Genomic DNA, 19,424 nt, shown 5'->3' on the forward strand with positions numbered 1-19,424 from the left:
GGTCGATTCAGTTGCCGGGCGCGGTCTGGCGCCAGGCCTGGGAGCGCCGCAGCAAACCGCGCGAAGCCCAGGCCAGGAGCAAGGACACGCCCGCCGAGGTGAACAGGATCAGGGTCGACATGGCGGCCGCGCCGCCGACGTTGCCGGCGTCATCCATGTTCAGCACCGCCACCGCCGCCAGGATGGTGTCGGGGCTGTAAAGGAAGATTGCCGCCGAGACGGTGGTCATGGCCGAGACGAACAGGTAGCGCACGATGTCCAGCAACGCCGGCAGGCAGATCGGCACGGTGACGCGCAGGTAGTGGCGGTACAGCGGCGCCTTGAGCGACAGCGCGGCGGCTTCGAACTCCGCGTCGAGTTGGCGCAGCGCGGTGGTGGCGGTCATTTGGGCGGTGGTCAGGTAGTGCGCAATGGTGCACACCACCAGCAGGGTCATGGTGCCGTAGAACACATGCAGCGGGTTGCCGTTGAGGTTGAAGAAGAATACGTAGCCCAGGCCCAGGACCAGCCCCGGCACCGCCATCGGCACGAAGCTGAGCATGCGCAGCGCCAGGTTCAGGCCACGCTGGCCACGGGTTTTTTCCATCAGGTAGGCGCCGGTGAAAATCAGCCCGCTGCCGATCAACGCCGTGCACAGGGCCATCTTCACGCTGTTGCCGTAGGCCAGCCAGCCACCACCGGCGGTGTCGCCAAACTGATAGTGCTTGAGCGACAACGACAGGTTGTACGGCCAGAATTTCACCAGCGAGGAGTACACCGCCATGCCGAACACCAGCAACAGCACGGCGCAGATCACCAGCACGATGCCCAGGTAACAGCCATCACGCAGCCGCGAAGGCGCCGGTTGAAAGACTTGCGCCCGGCCGCTCATGGAGTCGCCATGGCGGCGACGCAACCAGGCATCGACCGCAAAGCTGAGCAGTGCCGGCACCAACAGGACCATACCGATCAGCGCACCGCGACCGAATTGCTGCTGACCGACCACCGCCTTGTAGGCTTCCAGCGCCAACACCTGATAGTCGCCACCGACCACCACCGGTACGCCGAAGTCGGTGATGGTCAGGGTGAACACCAGGCAGAACGCGGCGAACACGGCCTGGCGGGTCGCCGGCCAGGTGATGCTGCGAAAGGCCCTGGACGGACTGGCGCCCATGCTCGAAGCAGCGTCGAACAGCCGCGCATCCGCCAGGGACAGCGCCGACAGCAGGATCATCAAGGCATGGGGAAAGGTGTAGATCACCTCGCCCAGCACGATGCCCCAAAAACCGTAGATATTGTCCGACAGCAGCCCACGCAACAGGCCCTGGTTACCGAACAGGTAGACCAGCGCAATACCCGGCAACATCGACGGCGCCATCAGCGGCAGCAGCGACAGGCCGCGCCAGATAGGCTTGCCGGGAATCAACGTGCGTTGCAGGGCGTAGGCAAACAGGTAGGCCAGCGGGACCACGATGGCAGCGACGCTGAGGGACACTTTCAAGCTGTTACCGAGCAACCAGTGAAAGTTGGCGCTGGTCAGCAGCTCGCGGGCGGCGACCAGGCCACCGCCCTGCCCGGCATCGTTGCTGAAGCCGCGCCAGAAGATCGCCAGCAACGGCATCAACACCGCGACGCTGAGCAGGCACAGGAGCAAGACCTTGCCGCCGAGCACAAAAATCCGATCGCCGATCTGGGCCCGGGAAGTCTGCCGAACCTGCTTGTGCGGAATCGGCAGGGCCATCTGCGCGCTCATCAGGCAAACACCTGCAGGCTGCGCGGAGGCAGGGCAACCATGATGTCCTGGGCACCGAGGCGCGGCATGGCTTCGGGCGCCAGTTCGGCGAGCAACGCATGGCCCGGCAGGTGGTTGAGCTCAAAGCTCATGCGGCAGCGATTGCCCAGGAAAGTGATCTCGCGCACCTTGGCCGGGAACAGGTTTTCCTCATGCACCAGCGGGTTGACGCTGACGGCTTCCGGACGACAGAACAGCCGGCCGGACGCTGCCTTGCCGCTGTTATCGGCCAGGCGCACGGGCATCCCGCCGACCTGGGCGTGGCTGTCACTGCTGCGCTGGAACGGCAACCAGTTGCCCTGGCCGACGAACTCGGCAACGAATGGGGTAGCCGGGCGGTTATAGATTTCCTGCGGGGTGGCGTACTGCTCGACCTTGCCGTTGTTCATCACGGCGATGCGGTCGGCCATCAGCATGGCCTCGTCCTGGTTGTGGGTCACCATCAGGGTGGTGATGCCCAGGCTGCGCTGCAGCTGGCGCAACTCAGTGCACAGATGCTCGCGAACCCGGGCATCGAGGGCCGACATCGGCTCGTCCAGCAGCAACAGTGAAGGTGCCGGCGCCAGGGCCCGAGCCAGCGCCACGCGCTGTTGCTGGCCGCCAGACAACTGGCCGGGGTATTTCTTTTCGCTGCCGGTCAGGCCCACCAGCTCAAGCATCTGCGCCACACGCTGACGCACTTGCTCGCGGCCACTGCCGGCCAGGCCGTAGGCAATGTTGGCTTCGACGCTGAGGTTGGGGAACAGCGCGTACGACTGGAACAGAATCCCGTAGTCCCGCGCCTGTGGGGCCAGTAGGGATACGTCACGATCACCCAGGTACAACTCGCCGCGATCCTGGCGCTCCAGGCCGGCAATGCAGCGCAACAAGGTGGTCTTGCCGCAGCCCGAGGGACCGAGCAGGCACACCAGCTCACCGGCCTGCACGTCCAGCGACACGTTATCCAGCGCGGTGAATGCGCCGAAGCGCTTCTCGATACCGCGCACCTTCATCGGGGTGCCGGGAAATACCTGGGCAGTTGCATTCGAGTGGTTCATGGACGGACCTCATCAAGCAGATGTCGGCCATCCTAGGGAGCGAATGCGTAGTTCGTGTGGCAGTGAGGCAAAAACGGCTGATAGTGGTATTGGGGGATTTGGGTTCACGTGATGTGTTGCCTGTCCAATCGTCTTCGCGGGCAAGCCCGCTCCCACCGTTGACCTTGGCCGAACACAACTCGGTCAACAACTGCTAACCCTGTGGGAGCGGGCTTGCCCGCGATGAGGCCAGTACCGGCGATGAAGATTTCAGGCCGGGGCCATTTCCTGCGCCAAGCCAAGAAACGCCGCCGGCAACCGCGCGTTCTTGCGCTCCTTGAGGCAATACAGGTATTCCGCGATCTGCGGCGCGTTTTCGATGCTCAACACCCGTAGTTGCGGGTCATGGGGCACTTCCTGGCGGGCGATGATGCTGATGCCGATATTGCGCAGCACCGCCTCACGAATCGATTCGCGGCTGCCGATTTCCAGCAGGGGGCCAAAACTCACCCCGGCACTGGCGAGCAATTCTTCGGTCAGGCGGCGGGTGGTCGAGCCGCTCTCGCGCATTAACAAGGTATGCCCGGCCAAGGCGCTCAGCGGCACGTGATCGTGCACCGCCAGCGGATGGTTGCGGTGCACGGCCAGCACCAATGGGTCGGTGCCCAGCACCCGGCGGATCAGGCGGGCGTCTTCCACCAGTTGCGAGGACGCGGCCAGGTCCACCCGGTACTCCTCCAACGCTTCGAGGACCTGCTGGGAGTTGCCGATTTCCACCGAAACGTCCACCTGGGGCAGCCGCTCGCGGAAGGTTTTCACCAAGTCGAGGATGTAGTACGGCGCAGTCGCCGCGATGCGCAATGCACCCTGGACCTGACCACTGTTGCGCAGGAAAAACTCGATGTCGGCTTCCTGCTGCAGCAGCGTCTTGACCATGGGCAGCAGGCGCGCGCCCTCCTCGCTGACGGTCAGGCGGCGCCCGCCGCGGTAGAACAACTCGACCGAATACTGGCTCTCCAGGTGGCGAATCTGGGTGGTCACCGTAGGTTGGCTCAGGCCGAGCTTTTTCGCCGCCAGGGTAATACTGCCCAAACGCGCGACCATGTAAAAAGCCTTCAGCTCGGCACTCAGCACATCAGCCTCTCTTGATTTATTTGCGCAGCAGGCGCAGACCGTTGAACACCACCAGCAGGGCCACGCCCATGTCGGCAAACACTGCCATCCACATAGTGGCCAGCCCGAAGAAGGTTACCCCAAGAAAGATCGCCTTGATGACCAGGGCCAGGGCGATATTTTGCGTGAGGATATGGGAAGTCTGGCGAGACAGGCGGATAAACGCAGGAATCTTGCGCAGATCGTCGTCCATCAAGGCGACATCAGCGGTCTCGATGGCGGTATCGGTACCGGCCGCCGCCATGGCAAAACCGATCTCGGCCCGGGCCAGCGCGGGCGCGTCGTTGATCCCGTCGCCGACCATGCCGACTCGGTGCCCCTGGGCATACAAGGCCTCGATCGCCTTGAGCTTGTCGGTCGGCAGCAAGTCACCCTGGGCCTGGTCGATGCCCACCTGGGCGGCAATCGCCCGTGCCGTATGCGGGTTGTCGCCGGTCAGCATCAGGGTTTTCACCCCCAGTGCGTGCAACTGCTCAATGGCCTCGCGGCTGGACTCCTTGACCGTGTCCGCGACGGCAAACAGGGCGAGCGGGCCCGAGGCATCAAGCAACAGGACCACGGTCTTGCCTTGTTCTTCCAGGGCGAAGAGTCGCTCTTCCAGCGCTGGCGAGCACAAGCCCAGCTCTTCCACCAGGCGATGATTACCCAGGTGGTAGACCTGGCCGTCGATCTCGCCGCGCACCCCGCGACCGGCCAGGGCTGCGAAGTTATCCACAGCGAGCAGGCTCAAGTGTTTATCCACAGCCGCCTTGGCGATGGCCAGCGATACCGGGTGGTCGGAGCGTCCGGCGAGGCTGGCGGCAAGCACCTGGGCACGGCTCTGGACCGTGGGGTCCAGTGCCAGGTAGTCGGTTTGTACTGGCTTGCCGTGGGTGATGGTGCCGGTCTTGTCCAGGGCCAGGAAGTCGAGCTTGTAGCCGCCCTCCAGGTACACGCCACCCTTGATCAGGATGCCTTTGCGCGCCGCCGCCGCCAGGCCGCTGACGATGGTTACCGGAGTGGAGATCACCAGCGCACAAGGGCACGCCACCACCAGCAGCACCAGCGCGCGGTAAATCCAGTCGAACCAGGCCGCGCCCATGAACAACGGTGGGATCAGCGCCACGCCCAGGGCAAAGACGAATACCACCGGGGTATAGATTTTCGAGAAGCTGTCGACAAAACGCTGGGTCGGCGCACGCGCGCCCTGGGCTTCTTCCACGGCGTGGATGATCCGCGCCAGGGTCGAGTTGTTGGCGGCCGCGGTCACCCGGTACTCCAGTGCGCCGGCCTGGTTGATGGTGCCGGCAAACACCTTATCGCCCAGCGTCTTCTCGACTGGCAGGCTTTCCCCGGTAATCGGCGCCTGGTCAATGGTCGAGTTGCCGGCAACTACTTCGCCGTCCAGACCAATGCGCTCACCCGGACGTACCCGCACCAACGCACCCAGTTCGACACTTTTAGCCTCTCGTTCGACCCACGAACCATCAGGCTGCTGCACGGTGACCTGTTCCGGGGTCATCTGCATCAGGCCGCTGATGGCGTTGCGCGCGCGGTCGAGGGATTTGGCTTCGATCAACTCGGCCACGGTAAACAGGAACATCACCATCGCCGCTTCCGGCCACTGGCCGATCAGCACGGCACCAGTCACCGCGATGCTCATCAGGGCATTGATGTTCAGGTTGAGGTTCTTCAGGGCAATCCAGCCCTTTTTGTAGGTGCCCAGACCGCCGCTGAGGATCGACACCAGCGCGACCAGCGCCACCACCCAGGTCGGCGCAGCGCTGGTGAAGTGGATCACTTCGGCGGCCAGTGCCGTGACGCCGGAGAGCGCCAGCGGCCACCAGGGCTTTTTCACCGGCGCCGCGCGACTGTCATCCGCCTGCGCGCCGTCTTCGATCGGCTCGGCCAGCATGCCGATGGATTTGATCGCCTCGATGATCGGCGCCGTGCTCGGCAGGTCGTGGGTCACGCCCAGCACCCGGTTGATCAGGTTGAACTCCAGTTGCTGCACGCCGGCCAGCTTACCGAGCTTGTTCTGGATCAGCGTCTGTTCCGTCGGGCAGTCCATGGCCTCGATGCGGAAACGGCTCAGGCGCGCACCGTCGGTGGGCGCCTCGCTGATCCGCACCAGTGCCGGCGCTGCGGCGCTGGAGCAGCAGGAGCCGGCGTGGCTGGCGTGGTCGTGTTTTTTTACCGGCTGAAGTGTTGCCCCATGATTGTGCTCATGCGCAGTACCGGGTTTGTGGGTGTGCTGGGAATCGCTCATCAGGTCGCGTCCATGTAGGTGCCTGTTGCCAAGTAAAGACCCTGTAGCCACTATAGGGTCAAGCACCCATTTGGAGATTGTCGCGATGAAGATCGGAGAACTGGCGAAACTGACCGATTGCGCCGTCGAAACCATCCGCTACTACGAGCGTGAAGGCCTGCTGCCAGAACCGGCCCGCAGCGACGGCAACTACCGCGTCTACACCCAGGCCCATGCCGAGCGCCTGACCTTCATCCGCAACTGCCGCACCCTGGACATGACCCTCGAAGAAATCCGCAGCCTGCTGGGCTTGCGCGACAGTCCGCAGGATCAGTGCGAAAGCGTGAATGCGCTGATCGACGAACACATCCACCACGTCAAGGCACGGATCGACGGCTTGCTCGCCCTGCAGGCGCAACTCATCGACCTGCGCCAACGCTGCAGCGAAGGGCCGGATATCGAACAGTGCGGGATCTTGCAGCGCCTGGAAGTGAGTGGTGGAGTGGTTGCAACGGAAGTCGAACATTCCCACGTAGGCCGCAGCCACGGCCACTAGGAACACCACAAAACACTGTGGAACCGGGCTTGCCCGGGATGGCGGTGGGTCAGGGGCCAAAAATGTTGGCTGTGCCGGCCCCATCGCGGGCAAGCCCGCTCCCACAGGGGTGTTGCGTATTGCTTGTCAGACCGCCATTGGCGCGGTCATCGGCGCGTGGTGTTCGTAACCTTCCAGCGAGAAATCACCCGGCTCGATCAGTTCCAGCCACTCCGGCTGGTACACCCCGGTCTTGGCGAACTCCGGCACACGATCGGCGATTTTCAGGTGCGGCATCGGGAACGGCTCGCGCTTGAGCTGTTCGTTGAGCATGTCCAGGTGGTTTTCGTAGACGTGGGCATCGCCGATGAAATAGGTGAACCAGCGCGGTGTGTAACCGGTCAGGCGACCGATCAGGCTCAGCAACGCGGCGCCTTCGGTTAGGTTGAACGGCGTGCCCAGGCCCAGGTCGTTGGAGCGGATGTAGAGGGTCAAAGAGATCTCTTTGGTCTCGACATTCGGGTGGAACTGGTACAGCAAGTGGCACGGCGGCAGGGCCATTTCATCGAGCTGGGCGACGTTCCAGCCGTGGAACAGGATACGCCGGCTGCCCGGGTCCTTGATGATGGTATCGACGCACTGGCGAACCTGGTCGATGGCCTTGTACAGCACCACGTAGGCCTGGCCGTCTTCTTCGCCTTCGGCAATCTGCCGGTAACCCTGGGCCAGGGTCTGCTCGATGGCGGCCGGGTTGCTCAGGGGGATCTGCTTGTACGCCGGCCACTTGCGCCATTGCACACCGTAGATCTCGCCCAGGTCGTCTGCGCCCTGGCGGAACGGGTTGGCCAGCCACTGCGCGTTTTCGTTGGCATTCTGGTCCCAGACCTTACAGCCCAGGGCGCGGAACTCGGCGGCGTTGTTGACCCCGCGCAGAAAACCGCACATCTCGCCGATGGCCGACTTGAAGGCCATCTTGCGGGTGGTGATCGCCGGAAAACCTTCTTTCAGGTCATAGCGCAGCATCGCACCGGGGAAGCTGATGGTGTTGACGCCGGTGCGGTTGGCTTGCTTGGTGCCGTTCTTGATGACGTGGGCGACCAGATCGAGATATTGCTTCATGTATTACCTGTGTCCTTGAAGGCAGGGCTCGCGGCCCTGCGCTTCGAATATAAAGCGTCAAGCGGCCGGGACAGCCGGTGCCTTGGGTGCGCGGTGATAGGCCAGCCAGATCAGGAACAGTCCGCCAACGATCATCGGGATGCACAATACTTGGCCCATGGTCAGCCAGTTCCACGCCAGGTAGCCCAACTGGGCGTCCGGCACGCGGTAGAACTCGACGATAAAGCGGAAGATACCGTAGAACAGCGCGAACATCCCGGAGACCGCCATGGTCGGCCGCGGCTTGCGCGAGAACAGCCAGAGGATGGCGAACAACGCCACGCCTTCGAGGGCGAACTGGTACAGCTGCGACGGGTGGCGCGCCAGCTGGGCCGGGTCGCTAAACGACGGGAAGACCATGGCCCACGGCACGTCGGTCGGCTTGCCCCACAACTCGGCGTTGATGAAGTTACCGATCCGCCCGGCACCCAGGCCGATTGGCACCATCGGGGCGACGAAGTCCATTAGCTGGAAGAACGACTTGCCGTTCTTTTTGCCGAACCACAAGGCCGCCAGCATCACGCCGATGAAACCACCGTGGAACGACATGCCGCCCTTCCACACCTCGAAAATCAAGGTCGGGTTGGCGAGGTAGGCACTCAGGTCGTAAAACAGCACATACCCCAGGCGGCCGCCGACGATCACGCCCATCGACATCCAGAAGACCATGTCGGAGAGTTTTTCCTTGGTCCAGGTCGGATCGAAGCGGTTCAACCTGCGTGACGCCAACAGCCAGGCACCGCCGATGCCGACCAGGTACATCAGGCCGTACCAGTGGATTTTCAGCGGGCCAATGGCCAGGGCCACCGGGTCAATCTGCGGGTAAGGCAGCATTGCGACTCCTCGTTAGAGTTGAAACCTAAAATTCCTGGCGCGACCCTGCCACGCCGAGATTAAGCCAGGATTGCGCCCTGCCTCAGAGCAGGAAACTGGTGCCCACGCACAGCAGCAAAGCGGCAAACAGCCTTTTCAGCAATCGCGGCGACAACCGGTGGGCCAGTCGCGCGCCAAAGCGGGCGAAGACCATGCTGGTCAGGGCAATGCCCAGCAGCGCCGGCAAATAAACGAAACCCAGACTATGAGCGGGCAACAGGGGATCATGCCAGCCCAGAATCATGAAACTTAATGCACTTGCCAAGGCGATCGGCAACCCGCAGGCGGACGACGTCGCCACGGCCTGCTGCATCGGCACACTGCGCCAGGTCAGAAATGGCACGGTCAGCGAGCCGCCACCAATCCCGAAGATCGCCGAGGCCCAGCCAATCACGCTACCGGCCACGGTCAGGCCGAACTTGCCGGGAACCGTTCGACTGGCCTTGGGCTTGAGCTCCAGGGCCATCTGCACGGCGATCACCAGGGCAAACACACCAATGATCTTCTGCAGGTGCGGACCGGAGATCGCCTCGGCGGTCAGCGCGCCGAAGCCGGCCCCGAGCAGGATCCCCAGGGTCATCCAGGCAAAAATCGGCCAGCGCACCGCGCCTTTGCGCTGGTGTTCACGCACCGCGTTGATCGAGGTGAATATGATGGTGGCCAGCGAAGTGCCGACGGCCAGGTGGGTCAGCACCGACGCATCAAAACCCTGCAAGGTGAAGCTGAACACCAACACCGGCACGATGATGATCCCGCCACCCACCCCAAACAGCCCGGCCAGCACGCCTGCACAGGCGCCCAGCAGCAAATAGAGCAAAAATTCCATGATCGTCCTTGTCCGCTTCGCAAAAAAAGCAGCCGCATGGTAACGGATGCGGGGCCCCAGGCTCCACTGTGGATGACGATGGATCGATGAGCGATGTCTGCGTACAGTGGGCAGAAAAACACACAAGGACCACCTTATGTGCCTGATTGTTTTTGCCTGGCGCCCGGACCATGCCACTCCCCTGATCGTCGCGGCCAACCGTGACGAGTTCTATGCCCGCCCCAGCCTGCCGCTGGCGGCATGGCCCGAAGCGCCACAGGTGCATGCCGGGCGCGACCTGGAGGCCGGAGGCACTTGGCTGGGCATTGGCGCAGACGGACGTTTTGCCGCCCTGACCAACATCCGCAATCCGCACCAGCCGCCGGCGCGCAAATCCCGTGGCGAACTGGTGGCGCGGTTTCTCACCGGCGAATTGCCCATAGACCAGTATTTGGCCGATGTTGTCGGCAGATCGCTGGAGTATGCCGGCTTTAACCTGCTGATCGGCAATCGCCAGGAACTCTGGCACTACAACGCGCAAGAGACCGCGCCGCACCAACTGACGGCCGGAGTCTACGGTGTGTCCAACGCCGGGCTCGATACCCCCTGGCCCAAGCTGCTCAAGGCCAAGGCGGCGCTGAGCGAAGTACTCGATGATCCGCAGCCGCAAGCGCTGCTGGCTTTGCTGGGCGATCCACAGACGGCACCGTTCGGTGACTTGCCGGATACCGGGGTCGGGCTGGCGACCGAGAGCCTGCTGTCCAGCGTGTTTATTGCCAGTACCACCTACGGCACGCGCGCGAGTACCGCGCTGATTGTCCAGGCGGATGGTTCACGGGTGATGGTGGAGCGCAGTTTCGGGCCGTATGGCGGGCATCTTGGGGAAGTGCAGATCAGGCTTTGAGGTGGTGTGGTGTTGCCTGGACTGGCCCCATCGCGGGCAAACCCGCTCCCACAGTGGATTTGTGTAGGCCCACTATTTTGTGATCAACACCAGACCCTGTGGGAGCGGGCTTGCCCACGATGACACCGCCGCAGGTTCAGAGAGGCTTGATCGCCGCCGGATTGGTCATCCGCGCCAGGCCGAGGTTCTTCAGCGCCAGTTGCAGCGAGCTGTGGATAACTTGCGGGTTGTCGATGGTCATCAGCTCGGCCAGCAGGTCCTTGGCCCAGCTGAGGTTGATCTGGCGCAGCATCCACTTCACTTTCGGCAGGTTGGTGGCGTTCATCGACAGGCTGTCAAAACCCATCGCCATCAACAGCACGGCCGCAGCCGGGTCGCCGGCCATCTCGCCGCAAATACTCACCGGCTTGCCTTCGGCGTGGGCATCGCGCACCACGGTCTGCAGGGCCTGCAGCACCGCTGGGTGCATGTAGTCGTACAGGTCCGCTACCCGCGGGTTATTGCGGTCCACGGCCAGCAGGTACTGGGTCAGGTCGTTGGAGCCGACTGACAGGAAGTCCACCTGCCGTGCCAATTCCTTGGTCTGGTAGACCGCCGCCGGAATCTCGATCATCACGCCCACGGGCGGCATCGGCACATCGGTGCCTTCGTCGCGCACTTCGCCCCAGGCACGGTGAATCAGGTGCAGGGCTTCTTCGAGTTCGTGGGTGCCGGAGATCATCGGCAGGAGAATGCGCAAATTGTTCAGGCCTTCACTGGCCTTGAGCATGGCGCGGGTCTGGACCAGGAAGATTTCCGGGTGGTCGAGGGTGACGCGAATCCCGCGCCAGCCGAGGAACGGGTTGTCTTCCTTGATCGGGAAGTACGACAGTGACTTATCGCCGCCGATGTCCAGGCTGCGCATCGTCACCGGTTGCGGGTGGAAGGCGGCGAGTTGCTCGCGATAGATCGCCAACTGCTCCTTTTCGCTAGGGAACCGTTGATTGATCATGAACGGCACTTCAGTGCGATACAGGCCCACCCCTTCGGCGCCGCGCTTCTGCGCCCGTGCCACGTCCGCCAGCAGGCCGGTGTTGACCCACAGCGGCATGCGGTGGCCGTCGAGGGTCACGCAGGGCAGGTCGCGCAGGGAGTCGAGCCCCAGTGCCAGTTGCTTCTCTTCTTCGACCACCTCGGCGAATTGCTTGCGCAACACGTCGCTGGGGTTGGTGTAGACCTCGCCCCGATTGCCGTCGACGATCAATTCGATGCCATCGACCTTGGCATACGGCAGGTCGACCAGGCCCATCACCGTCGGGATGCCCATGGCTCGCGCCAGGATCGCGACGTGGGAGTTGCCGGAACCCAGGACCGAGACCAGGCCGACCAGCGTGCCTTCCGGCACCTCGCCGAGCATTGCCGGCGTCAGTTCTTCGCTGACCAGAATAGTCTTTTCCGGGTAGACCAGGTTTTGCTGGCGCTCTTCCTGCAGGTAAGCCAGCAGGCGGCGGCCGAGATCCTTGACGTCCGAGGCCCGCTCACGCAGGTAGGCGTCGTCCATCAGTTCAAAACGGTTGACGTGATCGGTGACCACCTGGCGCAACGCGCCCTGGGCCCATTGGCCGGTCTTGATCACGGTGGTGACTTCGCTGCCCAGCGCAGCATCGTCGAGCATCATCAGGTAGACGTCGAACAGCGCGCGCTCTTCCGGGCGCAACTGGGTCGCCAGCTTGGCCGACAAGGCCCGCATGTCGGCGCGCACGCCTTCGATGGCGGTCTTGAACAGGCCCAGCTCGGCGTCGATGTCGGTGATGGTCTTGTCCGGCACCACATCGAGGTCCGCCGGTGGCAGCATGACCACCGCGGTACCGACCGCAGCGCCTGGCGAACCCGGGACGCCGACGAACTTGGCTTCCTGGATGCCCTTGCCCTGGCGCCCCAGACCGCGGATCGAACCGGTGGCCTCGGCGTGGGCGATTACGCCGGCGAGCTGGGCGCTCATGGTCACGAGGAAGGCTTCTTCACCCTCATCGAACTGCCGCCGCTCTTTTTGCTGGATGACCAGGACGCCGACAACGCGGCGGTGGTGAATGATCGGCGCGCCGAGGAACGAGGCATAACGCTCTTCACCGGTCTCGGCGAAGTAGCGATAGCGCGGGTGGTCGGCGGCGTTTTCCAGGTTCAACGGTTCTTCACGCGTGCCCACCAGGCCCACCAGGCCTTCGTTGGGCGCCATGCTGACCTTGCCGATCGAGCGCTTGTTCAAGCCCTCGGTGGCCATCAGCACAAAACGGTTGGTCTCGGGGTCGAGCAGGTAGACCGAGCAGACCTGGCTGCCCATGGCCTCTTTGACGCGCAATACAATAATGCCCAACGCCGCCTTGAGATCCTTGGCGGAGTTAACTTCCTGGACGATCTTGCGCAGCGTATTGAGCATGGCTCGGGGTCGAACTCCGTCGTCAGTCGCGCGTTAGAAGGCGCGGGGCAAGCTCTTTGAGAGCGCGGCGATAAACCTCGCGCTTGAATGTCACCACCTGGCCCAACGGATACCAATAACTGACCCAACGCCAGCCATCGAATTCCGGTTTACCGGTCAAATCCATCCGCACCCGCTGCTCGTTGGAGACCAGGCGCAGGAGAAACCATTTCTGTTTCTGGCCGATGCACAGCGGTTGGCTGTGGGTACGGACCAGACGTTGCGGCAAACGATAGCGCAACCAGCCGCGCGTGCAGGCGAGAATTTCAACATCTTCGCGCTCCAGGCCGACTTCTTCGTTCAGCTCGCGATACAAGGCGTCTTCCGGCGTCTCCTGAGGGTTGATTCCACCTTGAGGAAACTGCCAGGCATCTTGATTGATACGGCGAGCCCATAGCACCTGGCCGGCATCATTCGTCAGAATGATCCCCACATTGGGGCGGAAACCATCGGGGTCGATCACGGCAACAACCTCGCAAACGCATGTCGCCGCATTGTTCCACAAAGGTTGTGAAGGCGGCAACGAAGCTTCCTACCTTATGTGCACTCTTGTGAAAAGACCGTATTCTTAACCCCTTTTTACTGACTTATCAGCGGGTAACTGCAATGCGCCTGGCTTTATTCGATCTGGACAACACACTTTTGGGCGGTGACAGCGATCACGCATGGGGCGATTACCTGTGTGAACGGGAGATCCTCGACCCCATCGCGTACAAAGCGCGCAACGACGAGTTCTACCAGGATTACCTGGCCGGTAAGCTGGACAATGCCGCGTACTTGAACTTCTGCCTGGAAATCCTCGGCCGCACCGAGATGGCCCAGCTCGATGAATGGCACCGCGACTTCATGCGCGACTGCATCGAGCCGCTCATGCTGCCCAAGGCTGTGGAACTGCTGGCCAAGCACCGCGCCGCCGGCGACAAGTTGGTAATCATCACCGCCACCAACCGTTTCGTCACCGCACCGATTGCCGAGCACCTGGGGGTGGAAACCCTGATCGCCACCGAATGCGAAATGCACGAGGGCCGCTACACCGGGCGCAGCACCGATGTACCGTGCTTTCGCGAAGGCAAGGTGACGCGCTTGAATCGTTGGCTGGAGGAGACTGGGTTGTCGCTGGAAGGCAGTTATTTCTATAGCGACTCGATGAATGATCTGCCGCTGCTGGAGCAAGTGACCAACCCGGTGGCGGTTGATCCGGACCCGAATCTGCGGGCCGAAGCCGAGAAGCGTGGTTGGCCGGTGATTTCGTTGCGCGGCTGAGAATGCCATCGCGGGCAAGCCCGCTCCCACAAGGGGCTTGGGTGTGCATGCAATCTATGCCACCCGACAAAACCTGTGGGAGCGAGCTTGCCCGGTAATTTCGCTGCGCGACTGAGAATGCCATCGCGGGCAAGCCCGCTCCCACAGGGGGCTTGGGTGTGTATGCAATCTATGCCACCCGACAAAACCTGTGTGAGCGGGGTTGGCCGGTAATTTCGCTGCGCGACTGAGAATGCCATCGCGGGCAAGCCCGCTCCCACAGAGGGCTTGGGTGTGCATGCAATCTATGCCACCCGACAAAACCTGTGGGAGCGGGGTTGGCCGGTGATTTCGTTGCGCGACTGAGAATGCCATCGCGGGCAAGCCTGCTCCCACAGGGGGCTTGGGTGTGCATGCAATCTATGCCACCCGACAAAACCTGTGGGAGCGGGGTTGGCCGGTGATTTCGTTGCGCGACTGAGAATGCCATCGCGGGCAAGCCTGCTCCCACAGGGGGCTTGGGTGTGCATGCAATCTATGCCACTCGGCAAAACCTGTGGGAGCGGGCTTGCCCGCGATTAGGGTCACCTCGGTACCAAGCTGCTAAACCGGCTTGGCACCCATCAAGCCGGCAATCGCGATCAAGCTGACCAAGCTGACCAACGCCAGGGCAAAGGTGAATCTGCCGCTACCAACCGGCGCCGTGCGCTGGCGGTTGAGCCGCGCCAGCAACCAGAAACCACTCAGCGCCGCCACGGTGTAGAGCACACTGGAGGCCAGCAACCAGGTTTGCCCCAGCGGCCAACCAATCAGGTGCACCATCCACCAGCCGGTGAACGGCATGCTCAGCAGCGCCAGGCCCATCAGCAGCCAGACGAACAGCCGTGGCCGTTGCAAGGTGCGCACCGGCGCCGTGGCATCACCATTGCGCTGGGTCCGCCAGACCCAGACCGCCAGGCCCAGAGCACCGGCCAGCAGCAACACGGTTGCCACCATATGAGCCATTTTCAGCGCGGTTAAAGTTTCCATACGTCAATTCCCTCAGGTCCTGTGCATCAGCGTAGCCGTTCAGCCCAGAAACAGCTGGTAGGCCGGATTGTCGCTTTCATCCCAATACGGGTAGCCGATTTCCGCCAACGCCGCCGGCACCAGGTGGCGCTCGTCGTGCGGCACCTGCAGGCCCGCGACCACTCGGCCGTCGGCTGCGCCGTGGTTACGGTAGTGAAACATCGAGATGTTCCAGCGCCCACCGAGCTTGTTGAGGAAGTTGAACAGCGCGCCCGGGCGTTCCGGAAATTCGAAACGCAGGATCACTTCATCGACCACGTGGGCCGCACGACCGCCGACCATGTGGCGAATGTGCAACTTGGCCAGTTCGTTGTCGGTCAGGTCGAGCACCGGGAAACCCTGCTCGCTCAGGCTGGCGATCAGCGCACTGCGCGGATCGTTCTCCGGATGGGTCTGCACGCCGACAAAGATGTGCGCCTCACTGCCGGTGTTGTAGCGGTAGTTGAATTCGGTGATCTGGCGCTTGCCGATGGCTTCGCAGAACGCCTTGAAGCTGCCCGGCTGCTCCGGAATGGTCACCGCGATAATGGCTTCGCGGCCCTCGCCCAGTTCGGCGCGCTCGGCCACATGGCGCAGGCGATCGAAATTGACGTTGGCGCCGGAGTCGATGGCCACCAGGGTCTGCCCGGTGACGCCGCGCAATTCGACGTACTTCTTGATCCCGGCTACGCCCAGGGCGCCGGCCGGCTCGGTGATCGAGCGGGTGTCGTCGTAGATGTCCTTGATCGCCGCGCAGATTTCATCGGTGCTGACGGTGATCACTTCATCGACATAGTCTTTGCAGATATCGAAGGTGTGCTGGCCGATCTGCGCCACGGCAACACCGTCGGCAAAGATCCCCACGGTCGGCAGCACCACCCGCTCGCCGGCGGCCATGGCCGCTTGCAGGCAATTGGAGTCATCCGGCTCGACGCCGATGATCTTGATGTCCGGGCGCAGGTATTTGACGTAGGCCGCGATCCCGGCGATCAGGCCGCCACCGCCCACCGGCACGAAGATCGCGTCCAGCGGACCCGGATGCTGGCGCAGGATTTCCATGGCCACCGTGCCCTGCCCGGCAATGGTGTGCGGATCATCGTAGGGGTGAATGTAGACGTAGCCTTTTTCGTCGACCAGCTTCAGCGAATAGGCCAGGGCCTCTGGGAACGAATCCCCGTGCAGCACTACTTTGCCGCCGCGCGAACGCACGCCTTCGACCTTGATCTCCGGGGTGGTCTTGGGCATCACGATGGTCGCCTTGACCCCCAGCACCTTGGCCGCCAGGGCCAGGCCTTGCGCGTGGTTGCCCGCCGAGGCGGTGACCACGCCGCGCGCGCGCTCTTCGTCGGTCAACTGGGTCAGCTTGTTGTAAGCGCCGCGAATCTTGAACGAGAACACCGGCTGCAAGTCTTCGCGCTTGAGCCAGATCTTGTTGCCCAGCCGCTCGGAGAGCTGGCGGGCAGTCTGCAAAGGGGTTTCTACGGCAACGTCATAAACGCGCGAGGTGAGGATCTTTTTGACGTACTGTTCAAGCATCGGAAAGCATCACTGAGCGGGTTGGGCAGGACCACGGAGTCTAACCCGGCTTTTGCCCGGGCGACCACACGAATGCAGAGGTTTTAGCCGGCCATGGCGCTATAATGCCGGCCTTCTGTCCCCCTCATGGCACCTCGGAGCCCGCATGACCCAGGATCAACTCAAACAGGCAGTGGCGCAGGCCGCCGTCGATTTCATCCTTCCCAAACTCGACGACAAGAGCATCGTCGGGGTCGGCACCGGCTCCACCGCCAACTGCTTCATCGACGCCCTGGCCCAGCACAAGGGCGCCTTCGACGGCGCGGTCGCCAGCTCCGAAGCCACCGCCGCGCGCCTCAAGGGCCACGGGATCCCGGTGTATGAGCTCAATACGGTCAGCGACCTGGAGTTCTACGTCGACGGTGCCGATGAAAGTGACGAGCACCTGAACCTGATCAAGGGCGGCGGCGCTGCCCTGACCCGCGAGAAGATCGTTGCGGCCGTGGCCAAGACCTTCATCTGCATCGCCGACGCGAGCAAGCTGGTGCCGGTGCTGGGCAATTTCCCACTGCCGGTCGAAGTGATCCCAATGGCCCGCAGCCACGTGGCTCGCGAGCTGGTGAAACTGGGCGGCGACCCGGTGTACCGTGAAGGCGTGTTGACCGACAACGGCAACATCATCCTCGACGTCTTCAACATGCAGATCACCAACCCGGTGGAGCTGGAGCAGCAGATCAACGCCATAGTCGGCGTGGTCACCAACGGCCTGTTCGCCGCCCGTCCGGCGGACTTGTTGCTGCTGGGCACCAGCGAAGGCGTGAAGATCCTCAAGGCCTGAGGCAGGCGCCACCCTGCTCGCGATAGCGGTATGCCAGGCACCATGGATGTTGGCAGTGCCGGCCTCATCGCGAGCAAGCTTGCTCCTACGGATTGGGCTTCTTGAAGACGTAGAACAGGTTCGGCTCGCTCACCAGGTACAAGGCCCCGTCGTCATCCATGGCGATCCCCTCCGCTTGCGGCACGGTCTTTTGCAGGCCCTGACGCCCCTTGTTCAACGACATGGTGCTTAACGGCCGCCCGTCGATATCCAGCTCCAACACCAGGAACGACTCGTCCGACAGCGCCAGTAAATGGCCGCTGCGCTCATCGTATTGCAGGCTCGAGAGATCACGCACAAACAGCCCGGCATCACGCTTGGGATTGTTGATCACGTGCACGGCGTAGGATTTCTCCGGGTTGTAATGGGGGAAACCCTGCACTTCATAGATCAGCATCGGGTCGCGTTCCTTGGCGACAAACAAGCGCTTGCCCTTGGAGTCGTAGGCCAGGCCTTCGAACCCCTTATTGCGGGTCATGTGCACGCCCAGGGTCATCTGCTCGGCATCTGCGGCGTCGAGGAAGGTGGTGTCGTCTTCGAGATGAATCTTGATCAGCCGTTGCTGGCGCTCATCACTGATCACGTAGGTGTCGGCGCTGATGAACTCCACGGCTTCCGGGTCGCCAAAGCCGATCAGCGCGACCCGGCGCAGGATGCGCCCGTCGAGGGACATCTCGACCAGTTCGGAATTCTTGTTGGTGACGGTGAACAGGCTTTTGCGCACCGGATCAAAGGTCAAGGCCGAGACGTCATCGTCCAGGCCTTCGATCGGCTTCGCCTCGATCACTACTCGATAGTCGTTGAGCGCCATCGAATGCTCACCGGCCGGGTGCAACCAGGCTTGCAGGTTGAACCAGCTGCGCTCGTAAAGGCGGTAGTACTGGCCCAGCATGGCCAACGCCAGCAAGGCGGCGATCAACACGATCAGGGCAAGGGGCTTGGGGCGGGCAAGTCGGCGCATGGGGCGAGCTCAAAAAGCAATCGGGCGGATGAAATATCACGCGTTGATGAATTCAAGCTTAATGGCATAGGAAGACCCTGTGGGAGCGGGCTTGCCCGCGATGGCGTAGGCACATTCAGCATCAATGTGTCAGATACACCGCTATCGCGGGCAAGCCCGCTCCCACAGGTTCAGTGCTGTGCCGATCAGCGCACGCTGCTGGCGAAGCTGCCGGCACCCGGCAGTTCCAGGACCAGTTCATCCCCGACATTCAGCGGGCCGACGCCCACCGGCGTACCGGTGAGGATCACGTCGCCGGCCTGCAGCGAGAAGCAGCCGGCCATGTGCTGGATCATCGGCACGATCGGGTTGAGCATGGCACTGCTGTTACCGTCCTGGCGGACTTCGCCATTGATGGTCAGGCGAATGCCGATATCAGTCAGGTCGGCAAAGGTGCTGCTGACCACGAACGGCGCCAGCACACAGGCACCGTCGAACGACTTGGCGATTTCCCACGGCAGCCCCTTGGCCTTGAGCTCGGCCTGCTTGTCGCGCAGGGTCAGGTCCAGGGCCGGGGCGAACCCGGAGATTGCATCCAGCACTTCTTCACGGCTTGGCTTGGTCGACAAGGGTTTGCCGATCAATACGGCGATTTCCGCCTCGTAATGCACCGAGCCGCGCTCGGTCGGAATCACAAAACCACCTTCCAGCGGCACCACGCAACTGCCCGGCTTGATGAACAACAACGGCTCGGTCGGTACCGGGTTATCCAGTTCCTTGGCGTGTTCGGCGTAGTTGCGCCCGATGCACACCACTTTCCCCAGTGGGAAATGAATACGGGTACCGTCGACATACTGGTGCTGATAGCTCATTACCGCCTCCTGCC

Annotated in this window: 17 protein-coding genes; 4 read left to right on the top strand and 13 right to left on the bottom strand. The window is 62.7% G+C overall.

Annotation, left to right across the window (positions count from 1 at the left end; all coding sequences use genetic code 11):
• Positions 1-7: 7 nt before the first annotated feature.
• The 4 genes from QMK50_RS12555 to QMK50_RS12570 all read right to left on the bottom strand — a co-directional run bounded on the left by QMK50_RS12555 (position 8) and on the right by QMK50_RS12570 (position 6,208).
• The gene (locus tag QMK50_RS12555) at positions 8-1,732 is read right to left on the bottom strand and encodes a putative 2-aminoethylphosphonate ABC transporter permease subunit (protein WP_320333218.1); all 1,725 of its coding nucleotides are present in this window, start codon (positions 1,730-1,732) and stop codon (positions 8-10) included.
• The gene (locus tag QMK50_RS12560; RefSeq protein ID WP_320333219.1) at positions 1,732-2,808 is read right to left on the bottom strand and encodes a putative 2-aminoethylphosphonate ABC transporter ATP-binding protein; all 1,077 of its coding nucleotides are present in this window, start codon (positions 2,806-2,808) and stop codon (positions 1,732-1,734) included. Before QMK50_RS12560 ends, QMK50_RS12555 begins: the two co-directional genes overlap by 1 nt.
• 249 nt (positions 2,809-3,057) lie before the next feature.
• Positions 3,058-3,921, bottom strand: a complete 864-nt coding sequence (locus QMK50_RS12565) for a LysR family transcriptional regulator (protein WP_095164633.1) — start codon at positions 3,919-3,921, stop codon at positions 3,058-3,060.
• Positions 3,922-3,937: 16 nt separating this feature from the next.
• On the bottom strand, positions 3,938-6,208 hold the full coding sequence (locus QMK50_RS12570) for a heavy metal translocating P-type ATPase (protein ID WP_320333220.1): 2,271 nt from the start codon (positions 6,206-6,208) through the stop codon (positions 3,938-3,940).
• Between the two features lie 85 nt (positions 6,209-6,293).
• Here QMK50_RS12570 and cadR point away from each other — a divergent pair, with 85 nt between their 5' ends.
• Complete coding sequence (gene cadR, locus QMK50_RS12575; protein ID WP_095164637.1) at positions 6,294-6,743, top strand: Cd(II)/Pb(II)-responsive transcriptional regulator; 450 nt, start codon at positions 6,294-6,296, stop codon at positions 6,741-6,743.
• A 126-nt stretch (positions 6,744-6,869) separates the two neighbouring features.
• Here cadR and QMK50_RS12580 read toward each other — a convergent pair whose 3' ends face one another.
• The 3 genes from QMK50_RS12580 to QMK50_RS12590 all read right to left on the bottom strand — a co-directional run bounded on the left by QMK50_RS12580 (position 6,870) and on the right by QMK50_RS12590 (position 9,579).
• Positions 6,870-7,841, bottom strand: coding sequence for a thymidylate synthase (locus QMK50_RS12580; RefSeq protein ID WP_095164639.1), 972 nt, complete (start codon positions 7,839-7,841; stop codon positions 6,870-6,872).
• 57 nt (positions 7,842-7,898) lie between these two features.
• On the bottom strand, positions 7,899-8,714 hold the full coding sequence (lgt, locus tag QMK50_RS12585) for a prolipoprotein diacylglyceryl transferase (RefSeq protein WP_159998460.1): 816 nt from the start codon (positions 8,712-8,714) through the stop codon (positions 7,899-7,901).
• An 82-nt stretch (positions 8,715-8,796) separates the two neighbouring features.
• Positions 8,797-9,579 carry a sulfite exporter TauE/SafE family protein gene (locus tag QMK50_RS12590; RefSeq protein ID WP_095164642.1) on the bottom strand — a complete coding sequence of 261 codons (783 nt, stop codon included), beginning with the start codon at positions 9,577-9,579 and terminating at the stop codon, positions 8,797-8,799.
• Between the two features lie 136 nt (positions 9,580-9,715).
• Between QMK50_RS12590 and QMK50_RS12595 the strand changes: the two genes are divergently transcribed.
• A complete protein-coding gene (locus tag QMK50_RS12595; protein WP_320333221.1) occupies positions 9,716-10,462 on the top strand; it encodes an NRDE family protein in 747 nt (248 codons plus the stop codon).
• Between the two features lie 136 nt (positions 10,463-10,598).
• Here the strand turns inward: QMK50_RS12595 and ptsP are convergent, their stop codons facing one another.
• Entirely contained in the window at positions 10,599-12,878 is a 2,280-nt protein-coding gene (ptsP, locus tag QMK50_RS12600; RefSeq protein ID WP_095164646.1) for a phosphoenolpyruvate--protein phosphotransferase, read from the bottom strand.
• A gap of 22 nt (positions 12,879-12,900) precedes the next feature.
• Complete coding sequence (locus QMK50_RS12605; protein ID WP_095083604.1) at positions 12,901-13,380, bottom strand: RNA pyrophosphohydrolase; 480 nt, start codon at positions 13,378-13,380, stop codon at positions 12,901-12,903.
• 143 nt (positions 13,381-13,523) lie between these two features.
• On the opposite strand from QMK50_RS12605, the gene QMK50_RS12610 reads away from it, so the two are divergent.
• Positions 13,524-14,180, top strand: coding sequence for an HAD family hydrolase (locus QMK50_RS12610; RefSeq protein ID WP_320333222.1), 657 nt, complete (start codon positions 13,524-13,526; stop codon positions 14,178-14,180).
• A gap of 582 nt (positions 14,181-14,762) precedes the next feature.
• On the opposite strand, the gene QMK50_RS12615 is transcribed toward QMK50_RS12610, so the two are convergent.
• On the bottom strand, positions 14,763-15,188 hold the full coding sequence (locus QMK50_RS12615; RefSeq protein WP_095164648.1) for a DUF2269 family protein: 426 nt from the start codon (positions 15,186-15,188) through the stop codon (positions 14,763-14,765).
• Between the two features lie 39 nt (positions 15,189-15,227).
• Positions 15,228-16,742, bottom strand: a complete 1,515-nt coding sequence (gene ilvA, locus QMK50_RS12620; protein ID WP_095164649.1) for a threonine ammonia-lyase, biosynthetic — start codon at positions 16,740-16,742, stop codon at positions 15,228-15,230.
• Positions 16,743-16,887: 145 nt separating this feature from the next.
• Between ilvA and rpiA the strand changes: the two genes are divergently transcribed.
• Positions 16,888-17,559, top strand: coding sequence for a ribose-5-phosphate isomerase RpiA (gene rpiA, locus QMK50_RS12625; protein WP_320333223.1), 672 nt, complete (start codon positions 16,888-16,890; stop codon positions 17,557-17,559).
• Positions 17,560-17,644: 85 nt separating this feature from the next.
• On the opposite strand, the gene QMK50_RS12630 is transcribed toward rpiA, so the two are convergent.
• Positions 17,645-18,559 (bottom strand): SdiA-regulated domain-containing protein, encoded by a 915-nt coding sequence (locus QMK50_RS12630; RefSeq protein WP_320333224.1) that lies wholly within the window; start codon positions 18,557-18,559, stop codon positions 17,645-17,647.
• Between the two features lie 185 nt (positions 18,560-18,744).
• A complete protein-coding gene (locus QMK50_RS12635) occupies positions 18,745-19,410 on the bottom strand; it encodes a fumarylacetoacetate hydrolase family protein (protein WP_320333225.1) in 666 nt (221 codons plus the stop codon).
• Positions 19,411-19,424: the final 14 nt, after the last annotated feature.

It is taken from the genome of Pseudomonas sp. P5_152 (assembly GCF_033989915.1).
Taxonomy (GTDB): Bacteria; Pseudomonadota; Gammaproteobacteria; order Pseudomonadales; family Pseudomonadaceae; genus Aquipseudomonas.

Bases quoted from the DNA above. Each gene is read 5' to 3' on its own strand.
- QMK50_RS12610 (WP_320333222.1), top strand. From the start codon at position 13,524: ATGCGCCTGGCTTTATTCGATCTGGACAACACACTTTTGGGCGGTGAC.
- QMK50_RS12590 (WP_095164642.1), bottom strand. From the start codon at position 9,579: ATGGAATTTTTGCTCTATTTGCTGCTGGGCGCCTGTGCAGGCGTGCTG.
- cadR (WP_095164637.1), top strand. From the start codon at position 6,294: ATGAAGATCGGAGAACTGGCGAAACTGACCGATTGCGCCGTCGAAACC.
- QMK50_RS12570 (WP_320333220.1), bottom strand. From the start codon at position 6,208: ATGAGCGATTCCCAGCACACCCACAAACCCGGTACTGCGCATGAGCAC.
- QMK50_RS12560 (WP_320333219.1), bottom strand. From the start codon at position 2,808: ATGAACCACTCGAATGCAACTGCCCAGGTATTTCCCGGCACCCCGATG.
- QMK50_RS12630 (WP_320333224.1), bottom strand. From the start codon at position 18,559: ATGCGCCGACTTGCCCGCCCCAAGCCCCTTGCCCTGATCGTGTTGATC.
- QMK50_RS12595 (WP_320333221.1), top strand. From the start codon at position 9,716: ATGTGCCTGATTGTTTTTGCCTGGCGCCCGGACCATGCCACTCCCCTG.
- QMK50_RS12635 (WP_320333225.1), bottom strand. From the start codon at position 19,410: ATGAGCTATCAGCACCAGTATGTCGACGGTACCCGTATTCATTTCCCA.
- QMK50_RS12555 (WP_320333218.1), bottom strand. From the start codon at position 1,732: ATGAGCGCGCAGATGGCCCTGCCGATTCCGCACAAGCAGGTTCGGCAG.
- lgt (WP_159998460.1), bottom strand. From the start codon at position 8,714: ATGCTGCCTTACCCGCAGATTGACCCGGTGGCCCTGGCCATTGGCCCG.
- QMK50_RS12580 (WP_095164639.1), bottom strand. From the start codon at position 7,841: ATGAAGCAATATCTCGATCTGGTCGCCCACGTCATCAAGAACGGCACC.
- QMK50_RS12615 (WP_095164648.1), bottom strand. From the start codon at position 15,188: ATGGAAACTTTAACCGCGCTGAAAATGGCTCATATGGTGGCAACCGTG.
- ilvA (WP_095164649.1), bottom strand. From the start codon at position 16,742: ATGCTTGAACAGTACGTCAAAAAGATCCTCACCTCGCGCGTTTATGAC.
- ptsP (WP_095164646.1), bottom strand. From the start codon at position 12,878: ATGCTCAATACGCTGCGCAAGATCGTCCAGGAAGTTAACTCCGCCAAG.
- rpiA (WP_320333223.1), top strand. From the start codon at position 16,888: ATGACCCAGGATCAACTCAAACAGGCAGTGGCGCAGGCCGCCGTCGAT.